The organism is Alkaliflexus imshenetskii DSM 15055 (genome assembly GCF_000517065.1).
GTDB lineage: Bacteria > Bacteroidota > Bacteroidia > Bacteroidales > Marinilabiliaceae > Alkaliflexus > Alkaliflexus imshenetskii.
Window position 1 is genome coordinate 1,758,742 of record NZ_KI912105.1, and the last position, 25,937, is coordinate 1,784,678.

At 43.5% G+C, this 25,937-nt stretch carries 25 protein-coding genes and 2 tRNA genes; 14 read left to right on the top strand and 13 right to left on the bottom strand.

All coding sequences use genetic code 11. The features are described from left to right. Positions 1–6: 6 nt before the first annotated feature. From ALKIM_RS0107170 to ALKIM_RS19860, 3 genes are read left to right on the top strand one after another with little or no spacing between them, the layout of a single operon-like run. Positions 7–1,023, top strand: coding sequence for an NAD-dependent epimerase/dehydratase family protein (locus ALKIM_RS0107170; RefSeq protein WP_026474042.1), 1,017 nt, complete (start codon positions 7–9; stop codon positions 1,021–1,023). Continuing rightward, positions 1,016–3,385 (top strand): penicillin-binding protein 1A, encoded by a 2,370-nt coding sequence (locus tag ALKIM_RS0107175; RefSeq protein ID WP_026474043.1) that lies wholly within the window; start codon positions 1,016–1,018, stop codon positions 3,383–3,385. The genes ALKIM_RS0107170 and ALKIM_RS0107175 overlap by 8 nt, the downstream gene beginning before the upstream one ends. Beyond that, entirely contained in the window at positions 3,385–3,552 is a 168-nt protein-coding gene (locus ALKIM_RS19860) for a hypothetical protein (RefSeq protein ID WP_157363824.1), read from the top strand. The genes ALKIM_RS0107175 and ALKIM_RS19860 overlap by 1 nt, the downstream gene beginning before the upstream one ends. A gap of 81 nt (positions 3,553–3,633) precedes the next feature. Here the strand turns inward: ALKIM_RS19860 and ALKIM_RS0107185 are convergent, their stop codons facing one another. The 7 genes from ALKIM_RS0107185 to metK form a co-directional block, all read right to left on the bottom strand. Continuing rightward, the gene (locus ALKIM_RS0107185) at positions 3,634–4,656 is read right to left on the bottom strand and encodes a hypothetical protein (RefSeq protein ID WP_026474044.1); all 1,023 of its coding nucleotides are present in this window, start codon (positions 4,654–4,656) and stop codon (positions 3,634–3,636) included. A 6-nt stretch (positions 4,657–4,662) separates the two neighbouring features. Continuing rightward, positions 4,663–5,952 carry a nucleotide sugar dehydrogenase gene (locus ALKIM_RS0107190; RefSeq protein WP_026474045.1) on the bottom strand — a complete coding sequence of 430 codons (1,290 nt, stop codon included), beginning with the start codon at positions 5,950–5,952 and terminating at the stop codon, positions 4,663–4,665. 78 nt (positions 5,953–6,030) lie between these two features. After that, entirely contained in the window at positions 6,031–7,098 is a 1,068-nt protein-coding gene (locus tag ALKIM_RS0107195) for a Gfo/Idh/MocA family protein (protein WP_026474046.1), read from the bottom strand. After that, entirely contained in the window at positions 7,091–7,687 is a 597-nt protein-coding gene (locus ALKIM_RS0107200) for an acyltransferase (protein WP_026474047.1), read from the bottom strand. The genes ALKIM_RS0107195 and ALKIM_RS0107200 overlap by 8 nt, the downstream gene beginning before the upstream one ends. A gap of 92 nt (positions 7,688–7,779) precedes the next feature. Further along, positions 7,780–8,922 (bottom strand): DegT/DnrJ/EryC1/StrS family aminotransferase, encoded by a 1,143-nt coding sequence (locus ALKIM_RS0107205; RefSeq protein WP_044117798.1) that lies wholly within the window; start codon positions 8,920–8,922, stop codon positions 7,780–7,782. Then, complete coding sequence (locus tag ALKIM_RS0107210) at positions 8,915–9,976, bottom strand: polysaccharide deacetylase family protein (protein ID WP_026474049.1); 1,062 nt, start codon at positions 9,974–9,976, stop codon at positions 8,915–8,917. Before ALKIM_RS0107210 ends, ALKIM_RS0107205 begins: the two co-directional genes overlap by 8 nt. Before the next feature lie 279 nt (positions 9,977–10,255). After that, positions 10,256–11,503, bottom strand: a complete 1,248-nt coding sequence (gene metK, locus ALKIM_RS0107215; RefSeq protein WP_026474050.1) for a methionine adenosyltransferase — start codon at positions 11,501–11,503, stop codon at positions 10,256–10,258. Positions 11,504–12,018: 515 nt separating this feature from the next. Here metK and ALKIM_RS0107220 point away from each other — a divergent pair. From ALKIM_RS0107220 to upp, 6 genes are all read left to right on the top strand, one after another. Continuing rightward, positions 12,019–12,090 (top strand) — tRNA-Glu (locus tag ALKIM_RS0107220). Positions 12,091–12,127: 37 nt separating this feature from the next. After that, on the top strand, positions 12,128–12,379 hold the full coding sequence (gene rpsT, locus ALKIM_RS0107225; RefSeq protein ID WP_026474051.1) for a 30S ribosomal protein S20: 252 nt from the start codon (positions 12,128–12,130) through the stop codon (positions 12,377–12,379). Between the two features lie 15 nt (positions 12,380–12,394). Next, positions 12,395–12,466: transfer RNA gene (locus ALKIM_RS0107230), tRNA-Glu, on the top strand. A gap of 251 nt (positions 12,467–12,717) precedes the next feature. Next, positions 12,718–13,416, top strand: a complete 699-nt coding sequence (gene radC, locus ALKIM_RS0107235) for a RadC family protein (protein WP_026474052.1) — start codon at positions 12,718–12,720, stop codon at positions 13,414–13,416. 17 nt (positions 13,417–13,433) lie between these two features. Next, complete coding sequence (locus tag ALKIM_RS0107240; protein ID WP_157363826.1) at positions 13,434–14,444, top strand: hypothetical protein; 1,011 nt, start codon at positions 13,434–13,436, stop codon at positions 14,442–14,444. Between the two features lie 233 nt (positions 14,445–14,677). Continuing rightward, on the top strand, positions 14,678–15,331 hold the full coding sequence (gene upp, locus ALKIM_RS0107245) for a uracil phosphoribosyltransferase (protein WP_026474054.1): 654 nt from the start codon (positions 14,678–14,680) through the stop codon (positions 15,329–15,331). Here upp and folK read toward each other — a convergent pair. Both folK and ALKIM_RS0107255 read right to left on the bottom strand, forming a co-directional pair. After that, positions 15,328–15,831, bottom strand: a complete 504-nt coding sequence (gene folK, locus ALKIM_RS0107250; protein ID WP_026474055.1) for a 2-amino-4-hydroxy-6-hydroxymethyldihydropteridine diphosphokinase — start codon at positions 15,829–15,831, stop codon at positions 15,328–15,330. The two genes, upp and folK, sit on opposite strands and share 4 nt — an antisense overlap. A gap of 209 nt (positions 15,832–16,040) precedes the next feature. Then, entirely contained in the window at positions 16,041–17,366 is a 1,326-nt protein-coding gene (locus ALKIM_RS0107255; protein ID WP_026474056.1) for a Gfo/Idh/MocA family protein, read from the bottom strand. A gap of 294 nt (positions 17,367–17,660) precedes the next feature. Between ALKIM_RS0107255 and sppA the strand changes: the two genes are divergently transcribed. The 3 genes from sppA to ALKIM_RS0107270 all read left to right on the top strand — a co-directional run bounded on the left by sppA (position 17,661) and on the right by ALKIM_RS0107270 (position 21,367). Next, positions 17,661–19,421, top strand: a complete 1,761-nt coding sequence (sppA, locus tag ALKIM_RS0107260) for a signal peptide peptidase SppA (RefSeq protein ID WP_026474057.1) — start codon at positions 17,661–17,663, stop codon at positions 19,419–19,421. An 88-nt stretch (positions 19,422–19,509) separates the two neighbouring features. Further along, complete coding sequence (gene lpxK, locus ALKIM_RS0107265; protein ID WP_026474058.1) at positions 19,510–20,571, top strand: tetraacyldisaccharide 4'-kinase; 1,062 nt, start codon at positions 19,510–19,512, stop codon at positions 20,569–20,571. Continuing rightward, positions 20,555–21,367 carry a purine-nucleoside phosphorylase gene (locus tag ALKIM_RS0107270; RefSeq protein WP_026474059.1) on the top strand — a complete coding sequence of 271 codons (813 nt, stop codon included), beginning with the start codon at positions 20,555–20,557 and terminating at the stop codon, positions 21,365–21,367. The genes lpxK and ALKIM_RS0107270 overlap by 17 nt, the downstream gene beginning before the upstream one ends. A 114-nt stretch (positions 21,368–21,481) precedes the next feature. Here ALKIM_RS0107270 and ALKIM_RS0107275 read toward each other — a convergent pair whose 3' ends face one another. The 4 genes from ALKIM_RS0107275 to ALKIM_RS0107290 all read right to left on the bottom strand — a co-directional run bounded on the left by ALKIM_RS0107275 (position 21,482) and on the right by ALKIM_RS0107290 (position 24,755). After that, the gene (locus ALKIM_RS0107275) at positions 21,482–22,264 is read right to left on the bottom strand and encodes a hypothetical protein (RefSeq protein WP_026474060.1); all 783 of its coding nucleotides are present in this window, start codon (positions 22,262–22,264) and stop codon (positions 21,482–21,484) included. Between the two features lie 32 nt (positions 22,265–22,296). After that, complete coding sequence (locus ALKIM_RS17910; protein ID WP_218916680.1) at positions 22,297–22,833, bottom strand: L,D-transpeptidase; 537 nt, start codon at positions 22,831–22,833, stop codon at positions 22,297–22,299. A gap of 137 nt (positions 22,834–22,970) precedes the next feature. Further along, the gene (locus ALKIM_RS19205) at positions 22,971–24,098 is read right to left on the bottom strand and encodes a L,D-transpeptidase family protein (protein WP_052345465.1); all 1,128 of its coding nucleotides are present in this window, start codon (positions 24,096–24,098) and stop codon (positions 22,971–22,973) included. A 63-nt stretch (positions 24,099–24,161) separates the two neighbouring features. Then, positions 24,162–24,755 (bottom strand): DUF4398 domain-containing protein, encoded by a 594-nt coding sequence (locus ALKIM_RS0107290; protein WP_026474061.1) that lies wholly within the window; start codon positions 24,753–24,755, stop codon positions 24,162–24,164. Between the two features lie 170 nt (positions 24,756–24,925). On the opposite strand from ALKIM_RS0107290, the gene ALKIM_RS0107295 reads away from it, so the two are divergent. Together ALKIM_RS0107295 and ALKIM_RS0107300 are read left to right on the top strand one after the other, a co-directional pair. Then, complete coding sequence (locus ALKIM_RS0107295; RefSeq protein WP_026474062.1) at positions 24,926–25,489, top strand: RNA polymerase sigma factor; 564 nt, start codon at positions 24,926–24,928, stop codon at positions 25,487–25,489. Between the two features lie 36 nt (positions 25,490–25,525). Then, positions 25,526–25,930: a hypothetical protein gene (locus ALKIM_RS0107300; RefSeq protein ID WP_026474063.1), complete on the top strand. Its 405-nt coding sequence runs from the start codon at positions 25,526–25,528 to the stop codon at positions 25,928–25,930. The last annotated feature ends 7 nt before the right edge of the window (positions 25,931–25,937 follow it).

Below are 25,937 nucleotides of genomic sequence, written 5' to 3' on the forward strand. Positions count from 1 at the left end.
TGCAGAATGATATTAGTAACAGGCGGCACCGGTTTGGTAGGTTCTCACTTGCTCTACCACCTAACCGGCAAAGGACACACGGTAAGAGCAATATACCGTAAAGAGAGCAATATTGAAGAGGTTAGAAAACTGTTTCGTTTTTACGACCCGCAGTCGGAAACCTTATTGGAACGTATCCAATGGGTTGAAGCCGATCTATCGGACTATTTTGCACTCGAAGATGCACTGAAACAAGTCAAACAGGTATATCATGCAGCTGCGATGGTCTCTTTCAATCCGGGAGAGTCGGACAAAATGTTGCAGGTAAATACCGAAGGCACAGCCAATTTGATGAATGCCTGTTTGCAATGTAAAGTTGAAAAGGTTTGTTATGTAAGTTCCATAGCGTCATTGGGCAAACAGATTGACGGCAGACAGGTAGACGAAATGGTTGAATGGCAGCCCGACGACCATCGCTCGGCATACTCATACAGTAAGTTCAGAGCCGAGATGGAAGTGTGGCGAGCCTCGAAAGAGGGTATTCCGGTTGTCATTGTTAACCCATCAGTAATAATTGGTCCTGTTAACTGGCTGCGTAGCAGCGGACGGCTCTTCTACTCTCTGAAACGCGGCATGCCATTCTACACCAATGGAGGTACCGGCTTTGTAGATGTGCGTGATGTGGCCAAAGCCGTTGTTCTGTTAATGGAGAGTGATGCGGTGAACGAACGATTTATCCTGAATGGTGAAAACCTAACTTTTAAAGAGTTCTTCACGCTGGCTGCCAATGAAATGGGCAAGAGACCTCCATTTATTAAGGTATCCAAAGTGATTACAGAAATTGGTTGGCGTGCCAACCTTTTGCTCTGCCTTATTGCAGGCAAAGCGCCGGCAATTACAAAAGATACTGCCCGCACCGCCCAAACCATATCAAAATACTCAGCTCAAAAATTTGCCAGCAAATTTGATTATACATTTATTCCGGTAAAAGAGTCCATCCAGAATGCTGTTAGGTGGTTCAAAACAATTGAAAAGAATGACTAAATCATCCCCATCCAAAAAAGGACGTAAACAAGCGCCAGACAACAACCTGAAGAAAACCATATTAAACTGGAGTATAAAAATTTCCGTGGCCGCAATCAGTCTTCTGGTGATTTTTGTATTGCTGGTATATCTTGGTTTGTTTGGACGCATTCCGGCACAAAGTGAACTTCGCAACATACGCAACCATACCGCATCACTTGTTTACTCCGCTGATGGGATAATGATTGGCAAGTATTTTATACAAAACCGCCAAACTATCAACAATGAGAACATTTCGATACACGTAAAAAATGCCCTGATAGCCACCGAAGACAACCGTTTTTTTGAGCACAAAGGGCTTGATTTTGTGAGCATGGGCCGGGTGTTTGTAAAAACACTGATTCTGCGTGACCGCAGTCAGGGAGGCGGCAGCACCATCAGTCAACAATTGGCAAAAAACCTCTATCCAAGAAAAGATAAGGGACTCTTCTCAATTCCAATCAACAAAACCAGAGAGATTTTCATTGCAGCGCGGTTGGAAAAGGTGTTTACAAAAGAGGAGATACTTGGACTTTACCTTAACACCGTACCATTTGGAGAAGATGTGTTTGGTATTGAAGCTGCGGCACATCGTTTTTTTGGCAAATCCTCATCCCTACTCTCTATTCCCGAAGCAGCCACTTTGATTGGCATGCTTGCAGCCAACACTGCCTATAACCCGCGTATCAACCCCGAACGTTCCATGCAGCGACGCAATGTTGTCATCGACAGAATGGCAGCTCAAAACGTTATCACCGTTGACGAAGCCGATGCATTTAAGCGAACACCTATACAAACCGCATACACCCGATTGGATCACAATCACGGCCCAGCCCCCTACTTTATGGAGCAGGTTCGAATACAGGTTGAAGCCATCCTTAAAGAAAAATATGGCGATACATACAATATATACACCGATGGGCTCCGCATCCACACAACCCTTGATGCCACACTTCAGGGATTTGCTGTTACAGCCCTTAGAAACCACATGGCATATCTGCAAAAAACATTTGACGAGCATTGGGCGCAACGTGAACCATGGCACGCCAATCCTGATATTTTCAACAATGCACTGCGACGTACAACCCGATATCAGACATTAAAAGCGCAGGGACTCACCGATAGCCAAATCACTGAAGAACTTAAGAAACCTGTCTCCACCACGGTTTTTTCACATGATGGAGAAAAAAGGGTTACCATCTCTCCCATCGACTCATTAAAAAATACGCTACGCACATTGCACGCCGGGTTTGTGGCCATTAACCCGGCAAACGGCCATGTTCTGGCCTGGGAAGGTGGTGTAAATTTCAGATTTTTCAAGTACGACCATGTCACAGCCAGACGACAGGCCGGATCAACATTCAAGCCCATTGTATATGCTACAGCAATAAACAAAGGCTTTGATCCCTGTGAGTTTATCTCAAACGAAAGAAGAATTTACAGCCGTCACAACGATTGGTCGCCAACCAATTCGGATGGAAACCATCATGGTTACTATTCATTAAAGGGCGGATTGATAAATTCGGCCAACACCATTGCAGCAGAGGTTATAGACAAAACCGGAACTGGTGACGTCATTCAAATGGCACGGAAAATGGGCATCCAAAGTCCCATCCCAAATGTGCCTTCTATAGCCCTCGGCACAGCTGATCTTTCACTGCTCGAACTCACCACCTCCTACACCACTTTTGCCAACTACGGCAGAGCTATTCAGCCCATAATACTTTTACGTATTGAGGACAACAACGGCAACCTGCTATACGAGGCACCCGAGAACCATGCCGGACAAGAAGCCTTTAATGAAGAGACGGCCAGACTAATGGTTCAAATTATGCGCGAAACCATTGAACGGGGCACTGGGCGCTCACTCTACTCCAGATATAACCTTCAGGGAGATTATGCAGGAAAAACAGGCACCAGTCAAAACAATGCTGATGGTTGGTTTATTGGCTACTCACCTACGATTGTGGCCGGAGCATGGGTCGGAGCCGAAAATCCTGGCATCCATTTTCGCTCAACAGCTCTGGGACAAGGAGCACATACCGCTTTGCCCATTTTTGCCCGATTTATGCAACAGGCAGAGCGTTCACCAAACCACAGAGCGCTGCGTAGTCAACGATTCTATCCACTTCCCGAGGAGCTTTACGCCATGCTTGATTGCGAAGATTTTACCGAAACTACGCCGCTTGAAGAGGAACGAAGCTTCTTCCAGCGATTGTTTCAAAAACGTGAGCCTGTAGAAATTGCACCCATAGAGAAAATCGAGACTGAAGACCAAACCGATGAGAAAGACCGAAACCTGCTAAACCGAATGAGAGACATATTCCGTAAAAAAGAAGAGTAATGATACGTAGAATCCTATTCCCATTGATACTGGCAATATTAGCAGGCATCCTGCTTTTCATTACAAAAGCAAATCCAGAATTGTTCAGAATAAATGTAATGTTTCTGGTGGTTTTTCTGGCGGGGCTTATCATTAAGCTCTTTAACCTGAAAAGACTTGACGAATAAGCAGTTGAAACGATTTCATACAGCTAAATCGTGCTGGCTTTTGTAGAATATGGTGTGTATATATTCTTCACCATGCTGCACCTAACTACCCCAAATTACTTCTGCTTTCCGGCCTATTACAAGAAACGATAAGGCCATGACAAAGAAAAACAACGATGCCGGCAGCGGCTCCCAAAGAAAAAGGAAGTACTGTGTGTACACATCTGCGAACAGGGCTATGCTGCCCATCCAAATCCACTCTTTATGATGTCGTTTCTTACCCATAAACCAGAAAATGAAGGCCACCACCCCCATTAAAACACCCCATGGCAGCAATTGAAACGCTGAAGCATTGTCCCACGCCTCCATTGACGAATAATTGCCAAAAAGAGCCGTCATCCAGAGTGAAACCCACATCATCATCAGAAAAAAATGGATGGAGATGTCGCTGTAGCGTCTGAATTTCTCAAACAAGGACAAGGCATTTGATGCCAAAGCCAAAAATGAGGTAAATATCAGGAAACGGACAGGTAGGTTTAAACCAAGAAAAGAGGTCTCCCAATTACTCAGCCGTACCGTCTCCACGCCAAACCACAACATAACGCCCACTAAACCCAACAGCCACATCAATTTATCACGAAAGAGAAAACTTACAACCAGCGTGTAGGCAGATACCACCAGTATTAATAAAACCTTTATCACACTCACAGGCTGAAAGACGGCATTGGTATAATATGCAGCACCTGAAAAAGCCAGCAACCCTAATAGCAAAAACGTCTCTACCGAAAGGTTTAAACCATGTCCCTTGCGGTGAAAATATCTGGCCAGGAAAGGAAATACCATCGATAAAGAGAGTAATAAAACAAGAAAGAAAGCATCTGACATGGCGAAAAAGCTCTCTAAAAACTGTATTACCCATTTATCGGCAACCAGATGCAGAAAAGCAATAACCATAAAAATTATGGCAAGCCCAAGCATGTTTCGGGCTACCCGTTTCCAATTGAGTGTCTTCTGTGAGATGGAACTACTCAACCGGTCTGCATGTTCGCGCGTAAGCAACTCCTCATCCACCCATGTGGACAACAGGCGCTCGGCCAAGATTCTTTGCTTACGCGATAACCTCATATACTCTTAAAGACTCCAGTATTCCAACTGCTTGATGGTATGTCTGAAAATGCCTTTTACATCTACAAAAAGTCCTTTCTCTTCGAGGATTGACTTAAAATAGGTCTCAGAAAGTCCCACATATTCAGCATGGTTCACGGCAACAATCACTGCGTGATACTTCCCTGAAATGGCATCTGTCAATCCAAAACCATACTCGTGCAACAACTCTTCGGACGAAGCGTGTGGGTCAACCACCTCAACATTAACGCTAAAGGATTTTAGTTCGTTCACCAAGTCGGCCACCTTTGAGTTACGGATATCACTCACATTCTCCTTAAACGTGGCTCCCATAATTAAAACCCGCGCCCCATTAATGGGATACCCATTGGATATCAATTTCTTAACAGTTTGCTTGGCAATATATGGAGCCATCCCGTCATTGATGACACGTCCGCCGGTAATTATTTTTGAATGGATGCCCAACTCATTGGCCTTGTAAGTGAGGTAATAGGGATCTACACCAATACAATGACCACCTACTAAACCCGGAAAGAACTTCAGGAAGTTCCATTTGGTACCTGCAGCCTCCAATACCTCGTATGTGTTGATATTTAACTTATTAAATATCAATGAAAGCTCGTTCATCAGAGCAATGTTAACATCGCGTTGGGTATTTTCGATGATTTTGGCAGCTTCTGCAACCTTTATTGAACTGGCCTTAAAAATTCCCGCCTTAATAATTGAACCATATACATCGGAGATAACAGCCAGAGATTCGGCATCGCTACCCGAAACAATTTTCAGAATTTTTGTAAGCGTGTGCTCTTTATCCCCGGGGTTTATGCGCTCAGGCGAGTAGCCTACTTTAAAGTCGACATTAAATTTCAAACCAGACTCCTGCTCAAGAATCGGCACACAATCCTCCTCGGTACAGCCGGGATAAACTGTTGATTCAAACACAACATAATCGCCCTTTTTAAGCACCTTTCCTACGGTATGAGTAGCACTTAACAATGGATGCAAATCGGGAAGATTGTGTCGGTTGATGGGGGTTGGTACAGCAACCACGTGAAAGGTAGCTTCGCGCAAATCGTCAAGGTTGCAGGTGAAATGGATGTCGCACCCGTCAAACGCTTCTGATTCAAGCTCTTTACTTGGGTCTATTCGGTTACGCATCATCTCTACGCGATCCTCTTTTATGTCGAAACCGACAACACTCATTTTACGGGCAAATTCCAACGCAATTGGAAGTCCCACATAACCCAGTCCGATAACCGATAGCTTTGTCTTTTTGTCTAATAACTCCTGATACATAGGGTTGGATTTTTTATTGTTTCGTACGCATTCGGCATTCCGTGCGTTCCCATTATTTAGTTGATTCAATTAATAACTTCAAACTTTGCCTGAGGCCTCATTTCCGGCCATGATTGATATTTCAAACCCTGCTTGGTTTCGAACCTGATATATCCGTTCAATAATATCAACCACTTTTAACCCTTCGAGGGCATTGGTCGCCACCTCTGTTTTGCCCTTAAGTGTACTTATTACATTGTTGATTACTGCTCCATGATTGGAAGCAGATCCTTTGTAACCACCATAATCGTTAGGCGGATTAACGGGTTCCAGCTCCGGCATCGCATAACCGGATACGTGACAACAGGTAACCTCATCCATGTATTGTCCGGCAATTTTAACGGTTCCTTTTTCGCCAATAATGGTGGTGCTGCTTTCGAGGTTACGATCCCATACCGCAGTGGAATAGTTGATTGACCCCACACCGCCATTCACAAAATCAAACACAACACATCCGGCATCTTCAAAAGTTGTGGAGTGTTGGTGAGCGAAATTTCTGAAATTTCCTTTTATGTTACAAATATCACCAAACAGCCAATACATTATATCCACAAAATGGGAGAACTGTGTAAACAGCACGCCTCCGTCGAGGTCGGTAGTTCCATGCCAGCTGCCTGATTTATAATAGCGATCATCACGATTCCAGAAGCAGTTCATCTGTACCATAAAAATCTTACCCAACTTCTCGTCGCTGATGATTTGCTTTAACCATTTCACGGGCGGGGAATACCTATTCTGTTTCACCACAAAAACCTGACGCGACATTTGCAGCGCCTTAAATATAATTTGTTCTGCATCATGCCTTAGAAGTGTCATGGGTTTTTCCACAACAACATGTTTACCGGCATTAAGCGCCAATAAGGCTTGAGAGGCATGCAATCCGTTGGGTGTGCAAATATTAATCACATCTGCCATGGGAGCCTTCGCCAACATCTCCTCCAATGTATTGAAAAAAGGTATGGACTCATCGCTCCAACCCAATGATACTGCATCAAGAATATCACAAACGGCGACCAATTGTGCTTCTCTATTTCCTTGAATCATGGCCGCATGCCGTTTGCCGATGTGGCCAAGCCCAACCACTGCAAATTTTATAGGTTCAGACATTCTTATCTACAATTTTCACAACTTTACCTTTGGTAAAAAGATACACTTCACCGCTATCGGGACACTCGGCCAATCCATCCGGCTTAAAACGCAAACGGTATCCCGACTCGCTCACCCATCCCACCTGGCGTGCAGGTGTGCCAACAACCATGGCATAAGGTAAAACTTCAAGTGTCACCACCGCACCGGCACCCACAAATGCATAAGCGCCAATCTCAATTCCACACATCACGGTGGCATTTGCTCCTATCGTGGCTCCCCGGCGTATAATCGTTTTTTTATACTCATGCTTTCGGCTAATGAAACTTCGGGGGTTGGTTACATTGGTAAAAACCGCCGAAGGACCAATAAACACATCATCTTCGCACTCTACACCCTCGTAAATGGAGACATTGTTCTGTACCTTCACATTGTTTCCAAGTTTCACACCCGATGCAACCATTACATTTTGGCCCAGAGAGCAGTTTTCACCAATCTGGCAACCGCTAATCAGATGACAAAAATGCCAAATCTTTGTACCACTGCCTATTACACAACCCTCATCCACAACTGCGGTTTCATTAATCATGATATTTTCCCCTGAACTCATTTCTCTGTGTGTTATAGTATTGATTAAAGTATGAAAGTAATCATTATTCAAAAAGCAGGATGCACCATAAATCAAAATAGTTGAATGGTTCGTCACTTAAAAACGCGATTAAGCGTTTCTGCCACATAAATAGCCTCTTGTTCTGTCATTTCAGAATGCATCGGTATGGAAAGCACCTCATGGCATAACATTTCAGCAGTCGGACAATTTGTATCACCATTATTATATTTGGCGAATGCTTTTTGAAGATGCAATGGCTTTGGATAATATACCCTTGAAGGAATACCGGCGCGTTCAAGATGCCCCATCAGTTCGTTTCTGCGCTCATTCATCACCCTTATGGTATATTGGTTAAAGGTGTGAGATGCTCCCGGCTGTAACCCGGGCAATCTAAGCCCACTAGTGTTGGCAAGTAATTGATTGTATATACCCGCTATTATATTTCTGGTATGTATAAATTCATCCAGAAACGGCAACTTTACACGTAAAATGGCTGCTTGCAAGGTGTCGAGCCTTGAGTTTATCCCTATATAATCATGAAAGTACCGCTTGGATGACCCATGCGATGCGATTATCCGGATTCTCTCAGCCAATGCTGCATCTGAAGTAAAGCACGCACCTCCGTCACCAAAACAGCCCAGATTTTTGGATGGGAAAAAAGAGGTGCATCCGATATGACCAATGGTGCCCAGCTTTTGCTCCTTATCGTTATACAGATAATTTGCACCCAATGACTGGGCCACATCCTCCACAATATATAAACCATGATGGTTGGCTATTTCCATCAAAGCATCCATGTTAGCTGCCTGCCCAAACAGATGAACCGGCAGTATCACCCGTGTACGCCCTGTTATAAGCTTTTCAACGTGCTGGGGGCAAATATTATATGTATCGGGATTCACATCAGCGAATACAGGTCTTAGTCCGAGTAAAGCAATCACTTCGGCCGATGCCACAAAAGAGAATGATGTAGTGATAACCTCATCGCCAGGCTCTAACTCCAAAGCCATTAATGCCAGCTGAAGTGCATCGGTACCATTGGCACAAGGAATTACATGAGGTACATTCAGATAATGTGCCAATTCTGATGCAAAGAGATTTACCTCAGGTCCATTGATGTATGCTGTTTGTTCCATTACCGCATGCACAGCCTGATCAATCTCATTTTTCAAACGTTGATACTGGCGACCCAAATCTACCATTTCGAGAGATATGGATTTTTGGACACTATTCATTGTTTGGCAGCATTACATCGGGATAAATATTCAGCTCATTTATGCGTTCTAGCAGAGAACGGAAACGCAGATGGCGATTCTCGAGAAACTGATGCAGCATTTGTATGGTGAATGGACTCATGTTTTTGGTATGGAGCACAGCCAACGCGTTTTCCCTTGCATGGGCCACAAGATATCGCCACCTTATAGGATCCTTCTCCTCAGGCGTTAGCAGATAATAACGTGAACCCAACCGGGTCCACATGTGGCCTGTCTGCTCCTTTTTGGTGAAACTTAATCGCTTGCCATCACCAAAATGACCTTTCTCGGTATAGAAAAAGTTACGTAAAAAATAAAAAAGAATCCTGCCATACCAGGGAACTTTCACGCTCTCTTTGGGAAACTCCCAAAACTCGCCCTCCTGGCTATGTGTGAGTATCGACCTGTCGAAACGATAATGCAAAAAACCCGGCATTCTGGTATAATCAAACGGAAAATCGACCGAGCGGCTTTTCATCCCAAATGAAGCGGTTGAATCCACCTTTATCCCATTGGCACGCAAGGCATCGGCCAATCTCTCGAAAGGTTCCACACGGTATCCTCCGGCTCTGAACACACGCACCTGATATTCGGGATCTTCTTTTCTGCAAATCTCCTCCATCAACAGACGGCTTTGGGTGATGCAGCCAAGAATTGTTTCAATATTATTGGGATCGGCCTCATCCCAAAGTCGGTGTAACGAAAACCGGGTGTGGTTGAATCGCCACTTCTTATTTACCCATTGTGCATCAAGCCAGTGGGGGTGTATATGCATTTGCACATCGTGTCCCTGCCGAACAAGCCATCGAATCTGCTTCTCAATCAGCTCACGATCAATCTTTAAATCCTTCACATCTTCTTCGAGCTGGCGCAATCGATAAAAATGGAGAATATCCCAGAAAACCGTCATCCTGCAGTTATACTCACCCAATACTTCGGCCAAACGGCGTGTTGGTCGTATCATGCAATTCTCTACCGTTCCGGCATCGCTACCGAAAAAAAGTTCATAATCTACGGTGAGTATAAGTTGTTTCATGAATAAAGAAAACGTTGAGATTGTAATCTGCAAATACCGGAACTATTTTAAGCCGAAAAATAAGACATTTTTTGCTCATCAGACCAACCTGCCACCTAATGTTTTAAGCCATTAGCCAAAAATAAGCACCTGTTTATACTTTTTTTTGCTTTTTGATGAAGATGCCACTGTCAAACAGCAGCCAATTGAATATGAACTACGGAAAAAAAAACGCCATCTCCTGCACTACATTACAGGAGATGGCGACAATTTTGTTGCTATTGATAGGGAAGAGACTGCTTACAATCCAAACTCTGATTTAATGGCGTCCATGTAATCGAGCTTTTCCCATGTAAAAAACTCAACTTCTTTATCCACTTCCACACCATTCTCAATAACTTTTACGATGTCCTTATAGGGCTTCCGTCCCATGTGGCCATAGGCCGCAGTGGGTTCAAAAATTGGATTCTTCAGACCCAACCTGCGAACAATTATCCCCGGACGCAAATCAAAAAGCTTTTCAACTCTGCGGGCAATCTCACCATCTGATATTTTCACCTTTGAAGTGCCATAGGTATTCACATATACGCCAACAGGTTCTGCTACACCAATGGCATAGGCCAACTGCACGAGCACCTCATCGGCAAGCCCGGCGGCAACCATATTCTTCGCAATGTGACGTGCCGCGTATGCCGCTGAACGATCTACCTTGGAGGCATCTTTACCTGAGAAAGCACCTCCGCCATGAGCTCCTTTACCGCCATAGGTGTCCACAATGATTTTTCGTCCGGTAAGGCCGGTGTCGCCATGTGGTCCACCAATCACAAACTTTCCGGTGGGATTAACGTGAAGAATATAGTCGTCGAACAGACCAGCAATGTTGGAGTTCAATATTTTTTTAACTCTTGGGATTAAGATGTTACGTACATCCTGTTTTATGGTCTCAAGCATCACATTTTCCTCAGCAAAAGGATCGTGCTGAGTTGACACCACGATGGTATGTACGCGAATGGGGCGGTTATCGTCAGCGTACTCCAAAGTAACCTGAGATTTGGAATCGGGACGAAGGTAAGTCATCTCCCTGCCTTCGCGTCGGATGGCAGCCAGCTCCTGTAACAGGATATGAGAAAGATGGAGTGGCAGCGGCATGAACTCTTCGGTATCACGGCAAGCATAGCCAAACATCATACCCTGATCTCCAGCGCCCTGGCGCTCCTCACTCTCCCGTTCAACACCTCTGTGTATGTCTTCTGATTGCTCGTGTATGGCCGATATTACGCCACATGAACCTGAATCGAACATATATTCAGCTTTGGTATATCCAATGCGCTGAATAACGCGACGAGCCACCTTTTGTACCGGAACATATCCCGTAGTATTAATCTCTCCACTTGTAACCACGAGTCCGGTAGTTACCAAGGTTTCGCAAGCCACTTTGGAGTTCGGGTCCTGACGCAGCAATTCGTCCAATATCGCATCTGAAATCTGATCGGCTACCTTATCGGGATGCCCTTCGGAAACCGATTCTGACGTAAATAAATATCCCATAATAATAGATACAATTATTGCCTGTTTCCCATTGAAACAGACATCTGTTAAACACTAAAATAGAAACACACCACAACTAATTGCGTGTTATAATCGACGAAAAATTATAAAGGGAATTGCCAAAGGTAAGTCAAAAACATGCGTTTTAGCACTTTTTTTGAGTGGTTGCAATCTGCCAAATCCCTCCACTTTTAATCTCAACAAAGAAACGAAATATATTTATAATAGTTCAACCGGCCTCCAGTTTTTTTTCAATTTCACTTAATATTTATATCTTTGATGCTTAATGCGAATACATACACGAGAACTTTTCGCGGAAAGGGTTTCCATATTTAAACAAGATTGTTCTGTATATGCCTATTCAAAAAGATTGTTTGCAGCCTGACTTTTAATCAGATAAGTTTAACCAACTATACAAACATATCTTTTTCACATTTTTTTTGAATCAGATATTTGGAGCTAATATTTTTTGCTCTATCTTTGCATCCGCAATTCCAAAAATTGAATTGTGATACGGTCCCTTCGTCTAGGGGTTAGGACGCAAGATTTTCATTCTTGAAACAGGGGTTCGATTCCCCTAGGGACTGCAACTAAAAACATTAAGAACTTTTTATATTTATAGCGATGGCAAATCATCAATCGGCAAAAAAGAGAATCAGACAAACTGAAACCCGCAACCTACACAATAAATACTATGCTAAAACTGCCCGTAACGCAGTAAAGGCATTGCGTAGTACTACCGATAAGGAAGCAGCTGCTACCCTTTATCCAAAAGTGGTTTCGATGATTGACAAACTGGCCAAGAAAAACATCATCCATAAAAACAAGGCTTCGAACTTGAAATCAAGCCTTCAGTTACACATCAACAGCCTTTAATTAAAGGTTGCTCACGGTCCCTTCGTCTAGGGGTTAGGACGCAAGATTTTCATTCTTGAAACAGGGGTTCGATTCCCCTAGGGACTGCTAAAGCCTCTCCGCAACGGAGGGGCTTTTTTTGTGTTGAAACAACAAGAAATATTTCTTTAGAATACATCTAATATTCAGCTCATTTCAACCAAATCTCACTCTCCAATTCTCATATTCTGATATATGGGCTTAACCAAAACACCATCGCAAGCCAATAAAAAGAGTGATGAAAAACATCAATCGTGCGCCAAACTATTTGTCAGGTCTTATGAAATCCATAATTTTAGGGTAAAACCTTAATCACAACTATGGAACCATACAACCGCTTAAGCATTAAAGAATGGGCTCTTGAGGATCGCCCCCGTGAAAAGCTTTTGGCAAAGGGTCTGACCTCCCTATCCGATGCCGAACTGATTGCAATCCTGATAGGATCAGGAAGCAGCAAAGAATCGGCCGTTGATTTATCAAAAAAAATACTGAAAGACCACCAGAATAACCTTAACATACTTGGTAAAAGTACAGTTGAAGAACTTGTAAAACGATATCACGGCGTTGGTGAAGCCAAAGCAGTAACCATTGTAGCAGCAATGGAGCTTGGACGCAGGCGTACGCTTCAGGAGTCGCTCCAAATGCCTGTTGTAAAGGGTAGTGAAGATGTGTTCAGGCTCATGAAACCTATTCTAGGCGATCTGCCGCACGAAGAGTTTTGGATTTTGATGCTTAACCGGGCAAATAAAGTGCTGCTGCGTTACAATGTAAGCAAAGGCGGACTTACAGGCACCGTAATTGATGTGCGCCTCATCATAAAGAAGGCATTGGAGTGTTATGCAGCATCGATAATACTTAGTCATAACCATCCATCAGGAAATCTTCAACCCAGTGATGCCGACCGCCAAATAACAAAAAAAATTGCCGAAGCCGGAAAACTGATGGATATACCGGTGCTAGACCATGTAATAGTTGCCGAGAATGGCTATTTTAGTTTTGCCGATGAAGGTATGTTATAATTTTCAAAGTTTCCAAGATGCCATCTAACACGATGTTCACCATAAGTCCTAAAGCTTTTAATGTTAGAATACTGAACCGCAAGGAAATTAGCGATCAAAAATGGGATCTATGTGTAGGGAGTGCTTTCAATGAAACGCCATTGGCTTATTCTTGGGTGCTCGACATAATTGCCCCCGGATGGCATGGAGTAATTGTAGATGACTATTTAGGCGTGATGCCATTGACGGCAGTAAAACGTGCAGGTGCATCTGTTCTGCAAATGCCATCAGAAATTCAATATCTAGGATTGCTTTCTGCAAGTGCTGATGTTGTATCTCTCTTCCCATCAATACTCAAACAAGACTATTTTACCAAATATAGTTTTATAGCACAAAGTTCGGTGCCAAATGACCAATCCATTGAATTGCCTGCCTTTGGGAAATGGCGCACAACGTGTGAATTGAACCTTTCATCGGACTATGAGCGACTATATAGCCAATACACGCCATCACATAAGAAAAATATACGGCGTTTTGAGCGTCATAACTTTTTTATTGAACAAAACCAGAAACCAGAAGCATATACTTCACTCAAGCAGGAATTTGCAAAAATTCGTCCCGAAGTGTATGTTCCCTCATCACATTATCAGCGATTTAATGATTTAATCAAAACCTCTATCCAGAATGGCAGCGGAACCATTTTGTCCATCGATAAAAATGACAAAACCATTGGGGCTGTCTATTTTCTTTGCGGCAAACGCCGCTGCATCCTATTTCATTCCGCTGATGAAACCGGCCGCCAAAAGAAAACCACCTTTGGCCTTATCGATAAATACATTCAACTTCAAGCAGGAAAGAACCTGATACTTGATTTTGCCGGATCGGACATAATAAGCATCTGTGAGTTTAACACCGGCTTTGGTGCTCAAAAAAAACAATATATGAGCATCACCATCGACAATTTACCTTGGCCATTGCGCCTGGCGAAAAAAATAAGGCTAAAATATAGAATGAACCGACTAATTAGTATTGTCACAAACAAAACGTAATCACTCAACCATTGAATTATCCTTGTTTTTACCTAATAATACTCGAAAGCCACCCAAAACATTCACTCCAAATGGTGAAACAAAACAGATATGCTGACACTTAACTTCAGAGAAAACAATATAACCCCCCAGCACCTGAATGAAATTCTTTTATCTTAATTATAAAGATTCTCAGACATAAATCAGATAAATATTGGTTGAGAAATTTTACTTTTGCGATAAAATAAACCCCCATGGATATCAAACTAATTAATAGACCTGCTAGTCTATTGAACAACTTTGTTGCAGAAATAAGAGATCAGAAAATTCAACAGGATCCGTTGCGTTTTCGCCGCAACCTTGAGCGTATTGGAGAAATATTTGCCTATGAAATAAGCAAAACTTTCAATTACGAAGAAAAAGAGATTCAAACACCGCTGGGTATCGCCAAAGAGTTTATCCTACAGGAACAAGTGGTGCTAGCGTCTATTTTAAGGGCAGGCATTCCGCTACACAACGGACTGCTAAACTACTTTGACCGCGCCGAAAATGCATTTATCTCTGCGTATCGCAAATATACCGATGATGGCCACTTCGATATCCACATCGAGTATATCTCAGCACCAGACCTCACCGGTAAAACGTTGATACTGGCGGATCCCATGCTGGCCACTGGCTCATCCCTGGAGTTGGCCACCAAAGCGCTCAAATCAAACGGAAAGCCAGCCCATGTGCACATGGTAAGCATCATTGCAAGCCAGGCAGGTGTTGATTACGTAACCAATATGCTGGCTGGCGAACCGGTAACCTTGTGGTTGGCTGGAATTGATGAGGAGTTAAATGCCAAATCGTATATCATTCCCGGACTTGGGGATGCGGGTGATCTGGCTTATGGCGCTAAGCTTTAATCACAACGCCTTACGAGACCTTCGTCAGGACATTGTGCCAACAACTCTTTCACAGTTTTACCAATGGTCGGATGCATCCTGTCCGGCCATTGTTCATTTAATGGCAGCAATGTAAATCGTCGCAGATGAAGGCGTGGATGAGGCAGCGTCAGATCCTCAGACACAAAGCTGGCATCATCAAAAAAAAGCAGATCCAAATCAATGCTTCTGGAAATGTATCCACCACTCTGCTGACGTACGCGCCCCAGCTCTGACTCTATACTTAACAACACTTTCAGGAGCCCCTTGGCATCCATTCGGGTGCTCACTTCAATCACTCGATTCAGAAACAATCCCTCAGCCTCAAAACCCCAGGGCGTGCTTTCATAAACTCCTGATACCTTAACAATTGTTCCGGCAATCTCTTCTATGCGGGCAATGCCTTTTTCAAAAAAACTACGGGTTTCAGGAGTGTTTCCTCCCAAAAGGATAAGTGCTGAATGTGACTGTTTCTGTGACATATAAAACATTAAAATAGCATCGAATTTGCATGCCTTAAAAAGGCAGTATTTTTAAAGCTGTAAAACTAAATAACCTTTCAGAACTATACAAAAACTCCCCTTTGCGCTGTTCAGTACAAAGAGGAGTTTAATGTTAAGTATTGAAATTCATGTCTCCATCGTGCCAAATGCCGATGGCTGACTAAGCTTACCAATTTTGAATTAGTACTTTAAACCAACGACCACCCATCTCTATATTGGTAGTGCAGCATTTTTGTGGCAGCTCCATCTGAATCGCCAACAAAAGTTTCTGAAACAGGATCCCATTTCAGTGTGCGTTTCAATTCACATGCAATGTTGCCCAAGGTGCAAACCGTACAGGTACGGTGACCAATCTCCACCGGTACAATTGGGTCGCGACGCAACTTAACAGCATCAATAAAATCCTCAAGATGGGCTACGCCTGTTTCATAAGCCAACTCGGCGGCACCTTCGGCTACTTTGGGGAGCAGACTTTCATCCGAAGCCTTAAAGTGGCCTCGCGAAACTTCGAGCCAGCCATCTGTTCCTATGAATTTAAGGCCTTTGGTCCAGGCTTCGTCGAATGGTTCAGAAGTCATCACGGTGCCATTGGCATATACAAACTGCATGAACTCGGTGCCATCGCCAATGGGAGAAATCTCAACCGGTCCGGAGCCATCCATACCTAAAGCCCACTGCCCAACATCAAACATGTGCGCACCCCAGTCGGTTGTAAATCCACCTCCCATCTCCTTGTACCAGCGCCAGGCACCCCACAGCTGCTCGTCTTGCAATGGGTTTAACGATATTGGAGGATTTAACTGATGGTTAAAATGAATGCTGTCGGGCAGACAGGCAAGCCACATATCCCAATTTAAATCAGCAGGAACAGGCTCCTCTGGAAGGTTATATGGCGTTGGAGGCGCTCCTACATAAGCATGTATCTTCTCGATTTTACCCAGAGCACCGCTTTGCACGACCTTAACCGCATGCTGAAAATTGGGGTCTGACCGCTGCTGACTACCCACCGATAGAATACGGTTATTCTGACGTACAGCTTTTACAAGTTCCTGCCCCTCCTTAATGGTAAAAGTCAATGGTTTTTCCAGATAGACATCTTTACCTGCTTTGCATGCAGCAATAGCAATCAATGCGTGAGAATGATCCGGTGTTGCAATTACTACTGCATCAATATCGTTACGTTTCAGCAAATCAACATAGTTCTCATAGGTTTTAACCTCAACTTTTTTACCGGCCTGTTGATACCAGGCGTTAACCCTGTTCTCAAACCGCTGCCGCTTTGATCCGTAAACATCACAACCGGCAACTACTTTTACACCCTCAATACCAATAAAACCATCGAGAAGGTACATAGCCTGACGCCCAACTCCGATAAAGCCCAGTTTGAGATCCGTATCTGGCTCGCTCTTGCGGCATGACAATAAAGATGAGAACATCGCTATTCCGGCCACTCCGGCCGCTGTGGCTCCGATGAAATGCCTACGGGATATTCCCTTGGCAGATAATTTTTTCATAGATATAATTTGATTTAGTTTAAATTTTCATAACGGAACTAAAATTACCTTTTTGAACGTAAATTCGCAAAACAATAATACGTGATGAATGTCTCAACTGACACTTGTTTTGTTATTAAATTGTATAAATAGTTGGTAAATCCAGCTATTCTATCAGCGGTTTATGGGTTCGTCAAGAATTTGTTATTTTTCAATACATCCAATACATTATTACCATTCCTTTTCGTAATTTAGCCAGTAGAATTTGAAAACGTAAAACTTTAATACTTAACCATCCCATAATTTCAAAAAAATATGAGCAAATTTTTCAAGTATTTTCTAGCAGTAGTGCTGGGTTCAATGGTGTCAGCATTCTTTTTTCTGATTGGCATTGTAATGTTCATCAGCATCTTGGCCTCCTCAGCAAGTAAGGATGTCAAAGTGGATAAAAACTCTATCCTTGTGCTTGAGTTAAGCGGCCCCATTGTGGAGCGCGCCACCAGCGACCCGCTGCAATCACTGGTATCTGAACTGTCGGGTCAACCCTCAACCACCGGCCTGAACCAAATTTTAGCTTCCATTAAAAAAGCCAAAATTGACGACCGCATCATGGGTATCTACATGGAACCGGGGCTCGCCATGGGCGGTTGGGCCACTATTGAAGAGATTCGTAATGCACTGATTGATTTCCGTGAGTCAGGAAAATTTGTACACAGTTTTGGTTCAGTCTATACTCAAAAAGGATATTATCTGGCCAGCGCGGGTGACAAAGTGTACCTGAATCCGGCAGGAATGCTCGACTTTCAAGGATTGAGCTCCACTTATACCTTTTACAAGGGAACACTTGAAAAGCTTGGTGTTGAGATGCAGGTGTTCAAACATGGCGAGTTTAAATCGGCTGTTGAACCCTTCATTCTGTATAAAATGAGTGATGCTGCCCGTCTGCAAACAGAAACCTTTCTGAACTCTATGTGGCAGCATGTTTTGAACCAGGTGGCTGAATCACGCAACATCAGTGTTGAAGCCTTAAACCAAACAGCTGAGAACCTGCCTGCTTTTATGGCCGACTCAGCATTGCTTGCTTCGGGACTCATCGACTCATTTAAATACAAAGATGAAGTAATTGAAGAGCTAAAATCACTCACCGGCATCGAATCAAAAAAAGATTTGAATGGTGTTACCCTTGCAAAATATGATCAGGTGTATCTCCCGGGCAAGAAAAAAGGTCTTGAAAAAAATAAAATCGCAGTGATATATGCACAAGGGGAAATCGATGGTTCATCAGGCGGCATAAAATCGGGCGAACTATCCCGCACCATCCGCCAGGCACGCAGAGACAGCTCAATCAAAGCCATTGTTTTCCGCATCAACTCGCCAGGTGGTTCCGGATTGGGTTCTGAAATAATCTGGCGCGAGGTGAAGCTGGCACGTGAAACAAAGCCTTTTGTGGTATCGATGGGTGATTTGGCCGCATCTGGTGGGTATTACATTGCGTGTGCTGCCGACACCATACTGGCACATCCAACCACGCTGACCGGAAGTATTGGCGTCTTTGGCCTGATTCCAAATACCCAGGGATTGCTCAAGAAAATTGGCATCACCACAGACCGGGTAAAAACCAATACCTTTGCCGACATGCCTGCACTTGACCGGGCATTCACGGCCGATGAAAAAAGGATTCTGCAAGCTTACATCGAGCGATTCTACACCTTCTTTTTGCAGCGCTGTGCCGATGGCCGAAACACAACCGTTGAAGCCATAGACGAGGTTGGCGAAGGACGCGTGTGGAGTGGTGAGAATGCACTTGGCCTGTCACTGGTTGACAAGCTGGGTGGCATTGACGATGCCATAAAAATTGCAGCAAATATGGCAAACATCGAGTCATATCGAATTGTGGAGCTTCCAGAAATGCTTACACCCATCGAACAAGTCATGAAAAGTCTGTCCGGCGATGCTTCAGCCAGAATAGGGAACATCCTTTTTGGCGAAGAATTCCGGATATTCCAGACCATTCGTGACTTACAAACAGCCTATCCCGTTCAGGCAAGAATGCCTTTTGAAATAAGTGTCAACTAATTCAACTCTCGCAATACCGTTTCTGTTAATCGCCTGCACAGGTGGTTAGCAGAAACTTTTTCCCATCACAAACGGCATCATCCTATCTATGTCAAAGTTACGCCTGTTGCTTCTTCCTTTTTCCTGGTTATATGCAGCAATTACTGCCATACGCAACAGGCTTTTCGATACGGGACATCTGTCTGTTACGCAGTATCAGTTACCTGTTATCTCCATTGGCAATCTAACGGTTGGTGGTACCGGCAAAACCCCTTTAACTGAACACTTGGTCAGACTTTTATCTCCCAAGTATCATTGTGCCATCTTGAGTCGCGGCTACGGAAGAAAAACAAAGGGTGTTCTTATTGCAAATGACAATACCGGATATGAGTCCATAGGTGATGAACCCATGCAGATGAAAAGTAAGTTTAAACAACTTACGGTGGCTGTATCGGAAAAGCGGGTTTTAGGTCTAGAGCGACTACTCTCGCAAGAACATCCTCCACAAGTTATCTTAATGGACGATGCCTATCAGCACAGGTATGTAAAACCTGGATATTCTGTATTGGTGATGGATTATTACAGGCCGATATGGAAAGACCATTGTCTGCCGGCCGGAAACCTTCGTGAACCCCGCTCAGGCATCAAACGTGCCGATTTGATTGTGATAAACAAATGCCCTGAAAATCTTACTCTTTCAGAGGCTGAAGAGATAAAAAGAAGATTAAAACCAGCGAATCATCAGGAGCTGTTTTACACCGCCATTGCCTATAAAAACCCGGTCCCGCTTAACGAGAATTTAAGCGCTGATGAGTTTGAATCTTTACTAGATCCAGACGCGCCGATTATTGCCCTTGCAGGAATTGGTAACCCACTGCCGTTCTTCAAGATGGCAGCTAAATTTAGCACAAAGGTTATCCCTATTTCTTATCCGGATCACCATCATTTTACGCAAAACGACCTACAACAAATTCAGAAAACATTGATAAAAGAGGGTGCCAACTCCCACATCCTTACAACCGAAAAGGATGCCATACGACTAAATGCGACTCAGGGAATGACAGACCAACTGCAATCACGCATTTGGTATATCCCAATAGAACTAAAATTTCTTTTTGATGCACAACCATTGTTTGACAAAAAAATAACCGATTATGCTGGAAAAAATTAAAGAAACAGCCCAATTTCTGATGGCTGCACAAAAAACCAAGCCACAGGTAGGAATCATCCTGGGAACAGGTCTCGGCGGACTTGTTAAAGAGATTGACATCGAAAAAACTATTCCCTACGGAGAAATCCCAAACTTTCCGGTGTCCACCGTAGAGGGTCATCAGGGACAGCTCATCTTCGGTACTATAAAAGGTAAGCCTGTGATGGCCATGCAAGGCAGGTTTCACTACTACGAAGGTTACACGATGCAACAGGTAACTTTCCCGGTACGCGTAATGAAACTGATGGGAATAGAACAGCTAATTGTATCAAACGCCAGCGGAGGACTAAACCCTGATTTTAAAGTTGGTGATATCATGATTATTGATGACCACATAAATATGTTTGGCACCAATCCGCTATTGGGTAAAAACATGGCAGAGCTGGGGCCACGATTCCCGGATATGAGCCAGCCGTATAGCCACGAACTCATAAAGAGAGCCAATGCAATTGCAAAAAAAGAGGGAATAGAGCTGAAGCAAGGTGTTTATGTGGGCACAGCAGGTCCAACATTTGAGACGCCAGCCGAATACAAGAATTTTCGCATCATTGGTGGTGATGCCGTGGGCATGTCAACAGTGCCAGAGGTAATTGTTGCCCGTCACATGGGCATGACCTGTTTTGGTGTTTCCATTATAACCGACTCTGGTGTACCCGGACAAATTGTTGAAATATCGCACGAAGAGGTTCAACAAGTTGCAGCTGCAGCTGAACCCAACATGACGCGTGTTATTGCCGAATTGGTGAATACTTTGTAAGAGTATAATACAACTGCCATGTAGCAAATCTTATCAGGTTTGCTACATGGCAGTTCTACTAGTCTGTTTGCTGAATTTTATATCCCGAACGCAAGGTTCAGAAATAAATCTGTTTTAATGGGTGAAATTCAGAACCGCGTATCCATTTTCGGGTATGGCTCTAAAAATAACCAAGGCGTCGTGAGGTGAAAGGTCTACGCTTATGACTGGAGTATATCGTGGCATTTCGCCTTTAAAAACAGAGCCTAAACTATTTGTTATTACATTGAGATTTTGGCGAGTCAGCCACAACCACTTTTTAAACGAGAACCCTTCATGGTGGGTGAAAACCAACCGAATTCCTGAATCCAAATCCAGTGTAAAAAACGCATCGTACCTTTTATTTTCCGGCACTTCAAAAGCTATTGCTTCTGCCTCTTCGGGTGTGGCAGGAGCCTGGAGAATGGTTATCGGTTCCTTCTCGACCGATGCCTCCCACCTCACTATCCTCGATGGTTCTCGAGCCAAAGCCACCAAAGACTTTGAGTCCAACTTCCGGATTACCGGCGATGACTTCACATTATCAATTAATGCATCATACACCACTACACCACCCATTTCGAGTGTGACGCGCTTCTGCGGCAAATCAAGTACCAGTGAAACAGAGTCCAACTTAGAAGCAGCCAGACGACTCTCGAGGAAGGCCGTTGATGGCGCAGCAACAGTTCCAAACTCTTTATCTGCATAAGTCTTGTTAAGGTTGCTCATGGCAATAAAAACAGAAATGGTGCTGAGGGTTAGAAAAACCAATGCCAGCAAAAAAACACTCACACCCCCAACCAAACAAACCGTTCGCCACCTGATGGTGCTATCTGTGCCACTTTGCGAATCACTGCTATCTACTTTCGGAAAATCCATATACTAATTTCAATTAACCTTATCACTACATATTAAAAAATATACACGCGTGCACCTACCGGCATAGTTTTAAAAATCGACTCAAGATCCTCATCACCAATTCGCACGCACCCATGCGTAACCGAAAGACCCAGGAATCGCTGATATAAGGTGCCGTGAATCAGATAACCACTGCCAAGACTCAGAGCATAATCACCTAAAACGCCATATTCAAACCTGGATGGATGCCCCGCCGGTGGCACAGGCAGACCAGATTCAACAAAGTACCAGTCAGGCTTTCGCCAAAGAGGGTTGGTGATTTTGCTCTGGATGCGAAAAACGCCTTTGGGCGTTTTAAACAACCAGGACTCCTCATCACTCTTAACCAATTTGGTATAACTGCCGGTTGAGCAAACCCCCTCGCGCACCAACTCGCGCTTGTTATACAGCTGAAACTGATTTAAAGTAGTGTTGATTACGAGATAGGCACCAGCCGGTCTGCACCTTTCCAGTTTATCCATCAATAACAGCTCACTTTTAACCAGAGATTCATTGTCAGGAACCTCTCCTTTTACGGAAGAAGTTAACAAAATGACCTTTTCTGATAGCGTTGGCGTGATTATTAAAAGCAAAAAACCGCCGAAGAAAAAGCTCGAAACTAAAACAGCAAATGACTCTCTGCTTAAACTTAAGTATTTCTTAAATATCATCTTAAAACAATAAATTGTTATCTGCGCGGCCGAATGGAGCCAATGTTATAAAGTTCGTTTAATGATTTGAGCGAACCCACAATGTATACAGGCGTGTTAACCTCAACCAATCTGAACAACGTGTCCATATCGTGATTTTCAAGTGCAATGCATCCTTTTGTCCAATCAACTCCCCGTCCGCCTGAACCATGAATCTCTATAAGGCTGCCGATACTGGCATTTCTGGGAATCAGACCCTTTTGCTTATTATCTTCGAATCGCTGCTTATCTTGCTCATTGGGATAATTTAGAAGCAACGCTTTATAGTATATGGTTCTGTTTCCTTCCTTCTTCTGACTAACGAGGTACTTTCCTTCAGGAGTGGTCATGTCCCCCTCCCGGTATTTATCGCCTACCCAGTTTGATCCAAGTTCTGAAGCCATTTCGTGCACAGGCTTTCCATTTTTGTACACATATAATATCCTGGCCACTTTATCAATCAAAATTACTTTTTGAGAGAATGAAGCACGAAGCGCCTCCCCATTCAACCGTCTCCACTCCTCATGGGCACCAAAGTAGTCTTTAAGCATTTCATCCCCAAAATAATAAGCCCCTCCAACCAATGCAGCAGACCTATTCATCAGGCTTTGGGCGGTATTAAGAACGCCTTTACTATATGCCAACCCGGCCTCGTCATATATCAGTCTGCCCTTAACAAATCCGGCCCTCACCTCTTCCGGTAAAGGCAGATGGGAGTAAAACGCTTCATATCGATGAATCATTTGCCCCACCTCAGAGTTTTGTTTTTGGTAATCTTCATTTATCCTCTGAATCTTATCCACAGCCCGGACTCCTGCGTCTGACACAATCAACTGAATTTTTTCAAGCAGCTGCGCCACTTCAGAGTAATCACGCCTCAAAATCCATTTATCACTTTGATGCTTGCATTTGGCAAGCGCTTCGTTGTATAATGCTTCGGCCAACAAAAACTCATCGGCTGCATAATGGTTTAATTGATTGCTACGCGCAGTTGACAAACTCTCATAGGCAGCAGCCAATTGGCGAAATATTGCGGCATGTTTCTCCTGCTTGTTTCTGAGCAAAAAAACCAGAAAACATGCACCCATCAACAAAATAGCTATGCCCAAATATATAATTCGCTTCATTTTAGCTGTCATAAAAAACCCCGGGCTCTATTACAACCCGGGGCTTCTATTCAGGTTAATGAACTATCGTTTTTTGCTGCTACGGGCAATGGCTGTTTTAAGCTCTTCATTGATGGTCAAAGCCTTTTCGTAAGCGGCATTTGCCTTGTCGGTAGCTGAAGCGAATTCGCCAGATTCAACCAGTTTATTTGCTTCAGATAAAGCCGTTTCGAGCACACCTAATTCAGATTTAATAGCTTCCAGTGCAGCAGCACCTTCTTTTCCTTTGGGAGCCTGAATAAGTAACTCAAGATCCTCCTTCACCAACACATCGAGCTGCGAAATTGCAGCTAAAGCCTGTTGTCTGAACTCTTCCTTACGCTCGGCTGTTTTGGCAACCAAACCTCCTGCCACAGTTGAAACCTCAGCCAGTTTGAGTTTGGCATTTTCATAGTTTGACAAGAAACGGGCTTTTTGTTCTTCAACCAGCAGAGTTGCCACATTAAATGAGTCCACAGCGGCATTAAATTCCTCAGACACATAAATATCAGCTCCGGCTTCGCGGGCAGAATCCAGAGCTGCTTTGGCAGAATTCAATTCAGCTTGAGGATATTGACCACAAGAAGTCACAAAAATTAGCATGAACAAGACAGCAATACCGGAAAAAATGTTTTTCATAATTAGATTCCTCCAAAAAATTGTGTTTATATTTATTTTCGATTTTACATCCGGACTTCCGGATTTCGGTATTAAGACGCATCTATCTTAAAAAGTAACCGCTTTTTCAAAAAAAAAATCATCGTCATAAAAACCTGATATTAAAAACCATCACATTCTTCAAAGCAACCATGCAGATTAACCCACATCAAAATATCAAAGACGAAGAGTTGATCCGGAAAATAAAAAATGATGGTGATTCAAGTTTGTATGAAGTGATATACAGTCGCTACTATGCCCGGGTAACTGACAAATGTTACAGCCTTCTAAAAGACAAATCACTGGCTAAAGAGATGGCCAGAGATGTGCTATCCAAGGCATACGAAAAACTCGACAGTTTTAAGGGACAGTCATCTTTCTCGTCGTGGCTATACTCAATTACATACAATCAATGTATCGACTATTTAAGATTCAAGAAGAAACTTCACTACCCTGCCTGGAACAAGGAAAATGAAATTCCTGAGATTATTGATGAAGAAGAAGAGACGCCTGAAGTAACACTTGAACACCTCGAAAAAGCCATGGAGCAGATTCACCCCGAAGAGAAAGCGCTCTTACTGATGCGATATGAATACAACCTTAGCTTTAAACAGATTGGCGTTTCACTCCGAATAACTGAGAGTGCTGCCAAAATGAGAATGAAACGTGCCAAGGCTCGTCTTCTTTATGTTCTAAAAGAACTCGAAAATGAGTAATGTGTGTCACACCAATATTTTTCACAAAATTGTACAATGGACAATCTATTAAATAAACTATTCAAAAAACCTTCTGAAAAGCCATCCAAAGTGATCCAGAAGAGCCTTCTGTCACACTTTAAGGGATGCAGAAACATTGAGTGGAACACTTCTGAAAACAGTCTGCATGAAGCCATTTTCTTCATAAAGGGGCAAGAGTATCTGGCCAGGTTTTCTGCGGATGGCAGCCTTGTGGAGTACAAAAAAAACCTTTTGCTCAGCAACCTTCCTGAATCAATACAGAAACTTACATTAGAGCACGGCGAATTGATGAATGCGATAGAAATTCACAAAGCCGGTGTGCCTACCCTTTTCGAACTTATTGTTCGCGACAGCCAACTGACACGTTTCGACCTGATTGTATCCGAAAATTTGACTCTGATAAAAAAGGAGAGGCTATAACCTATAT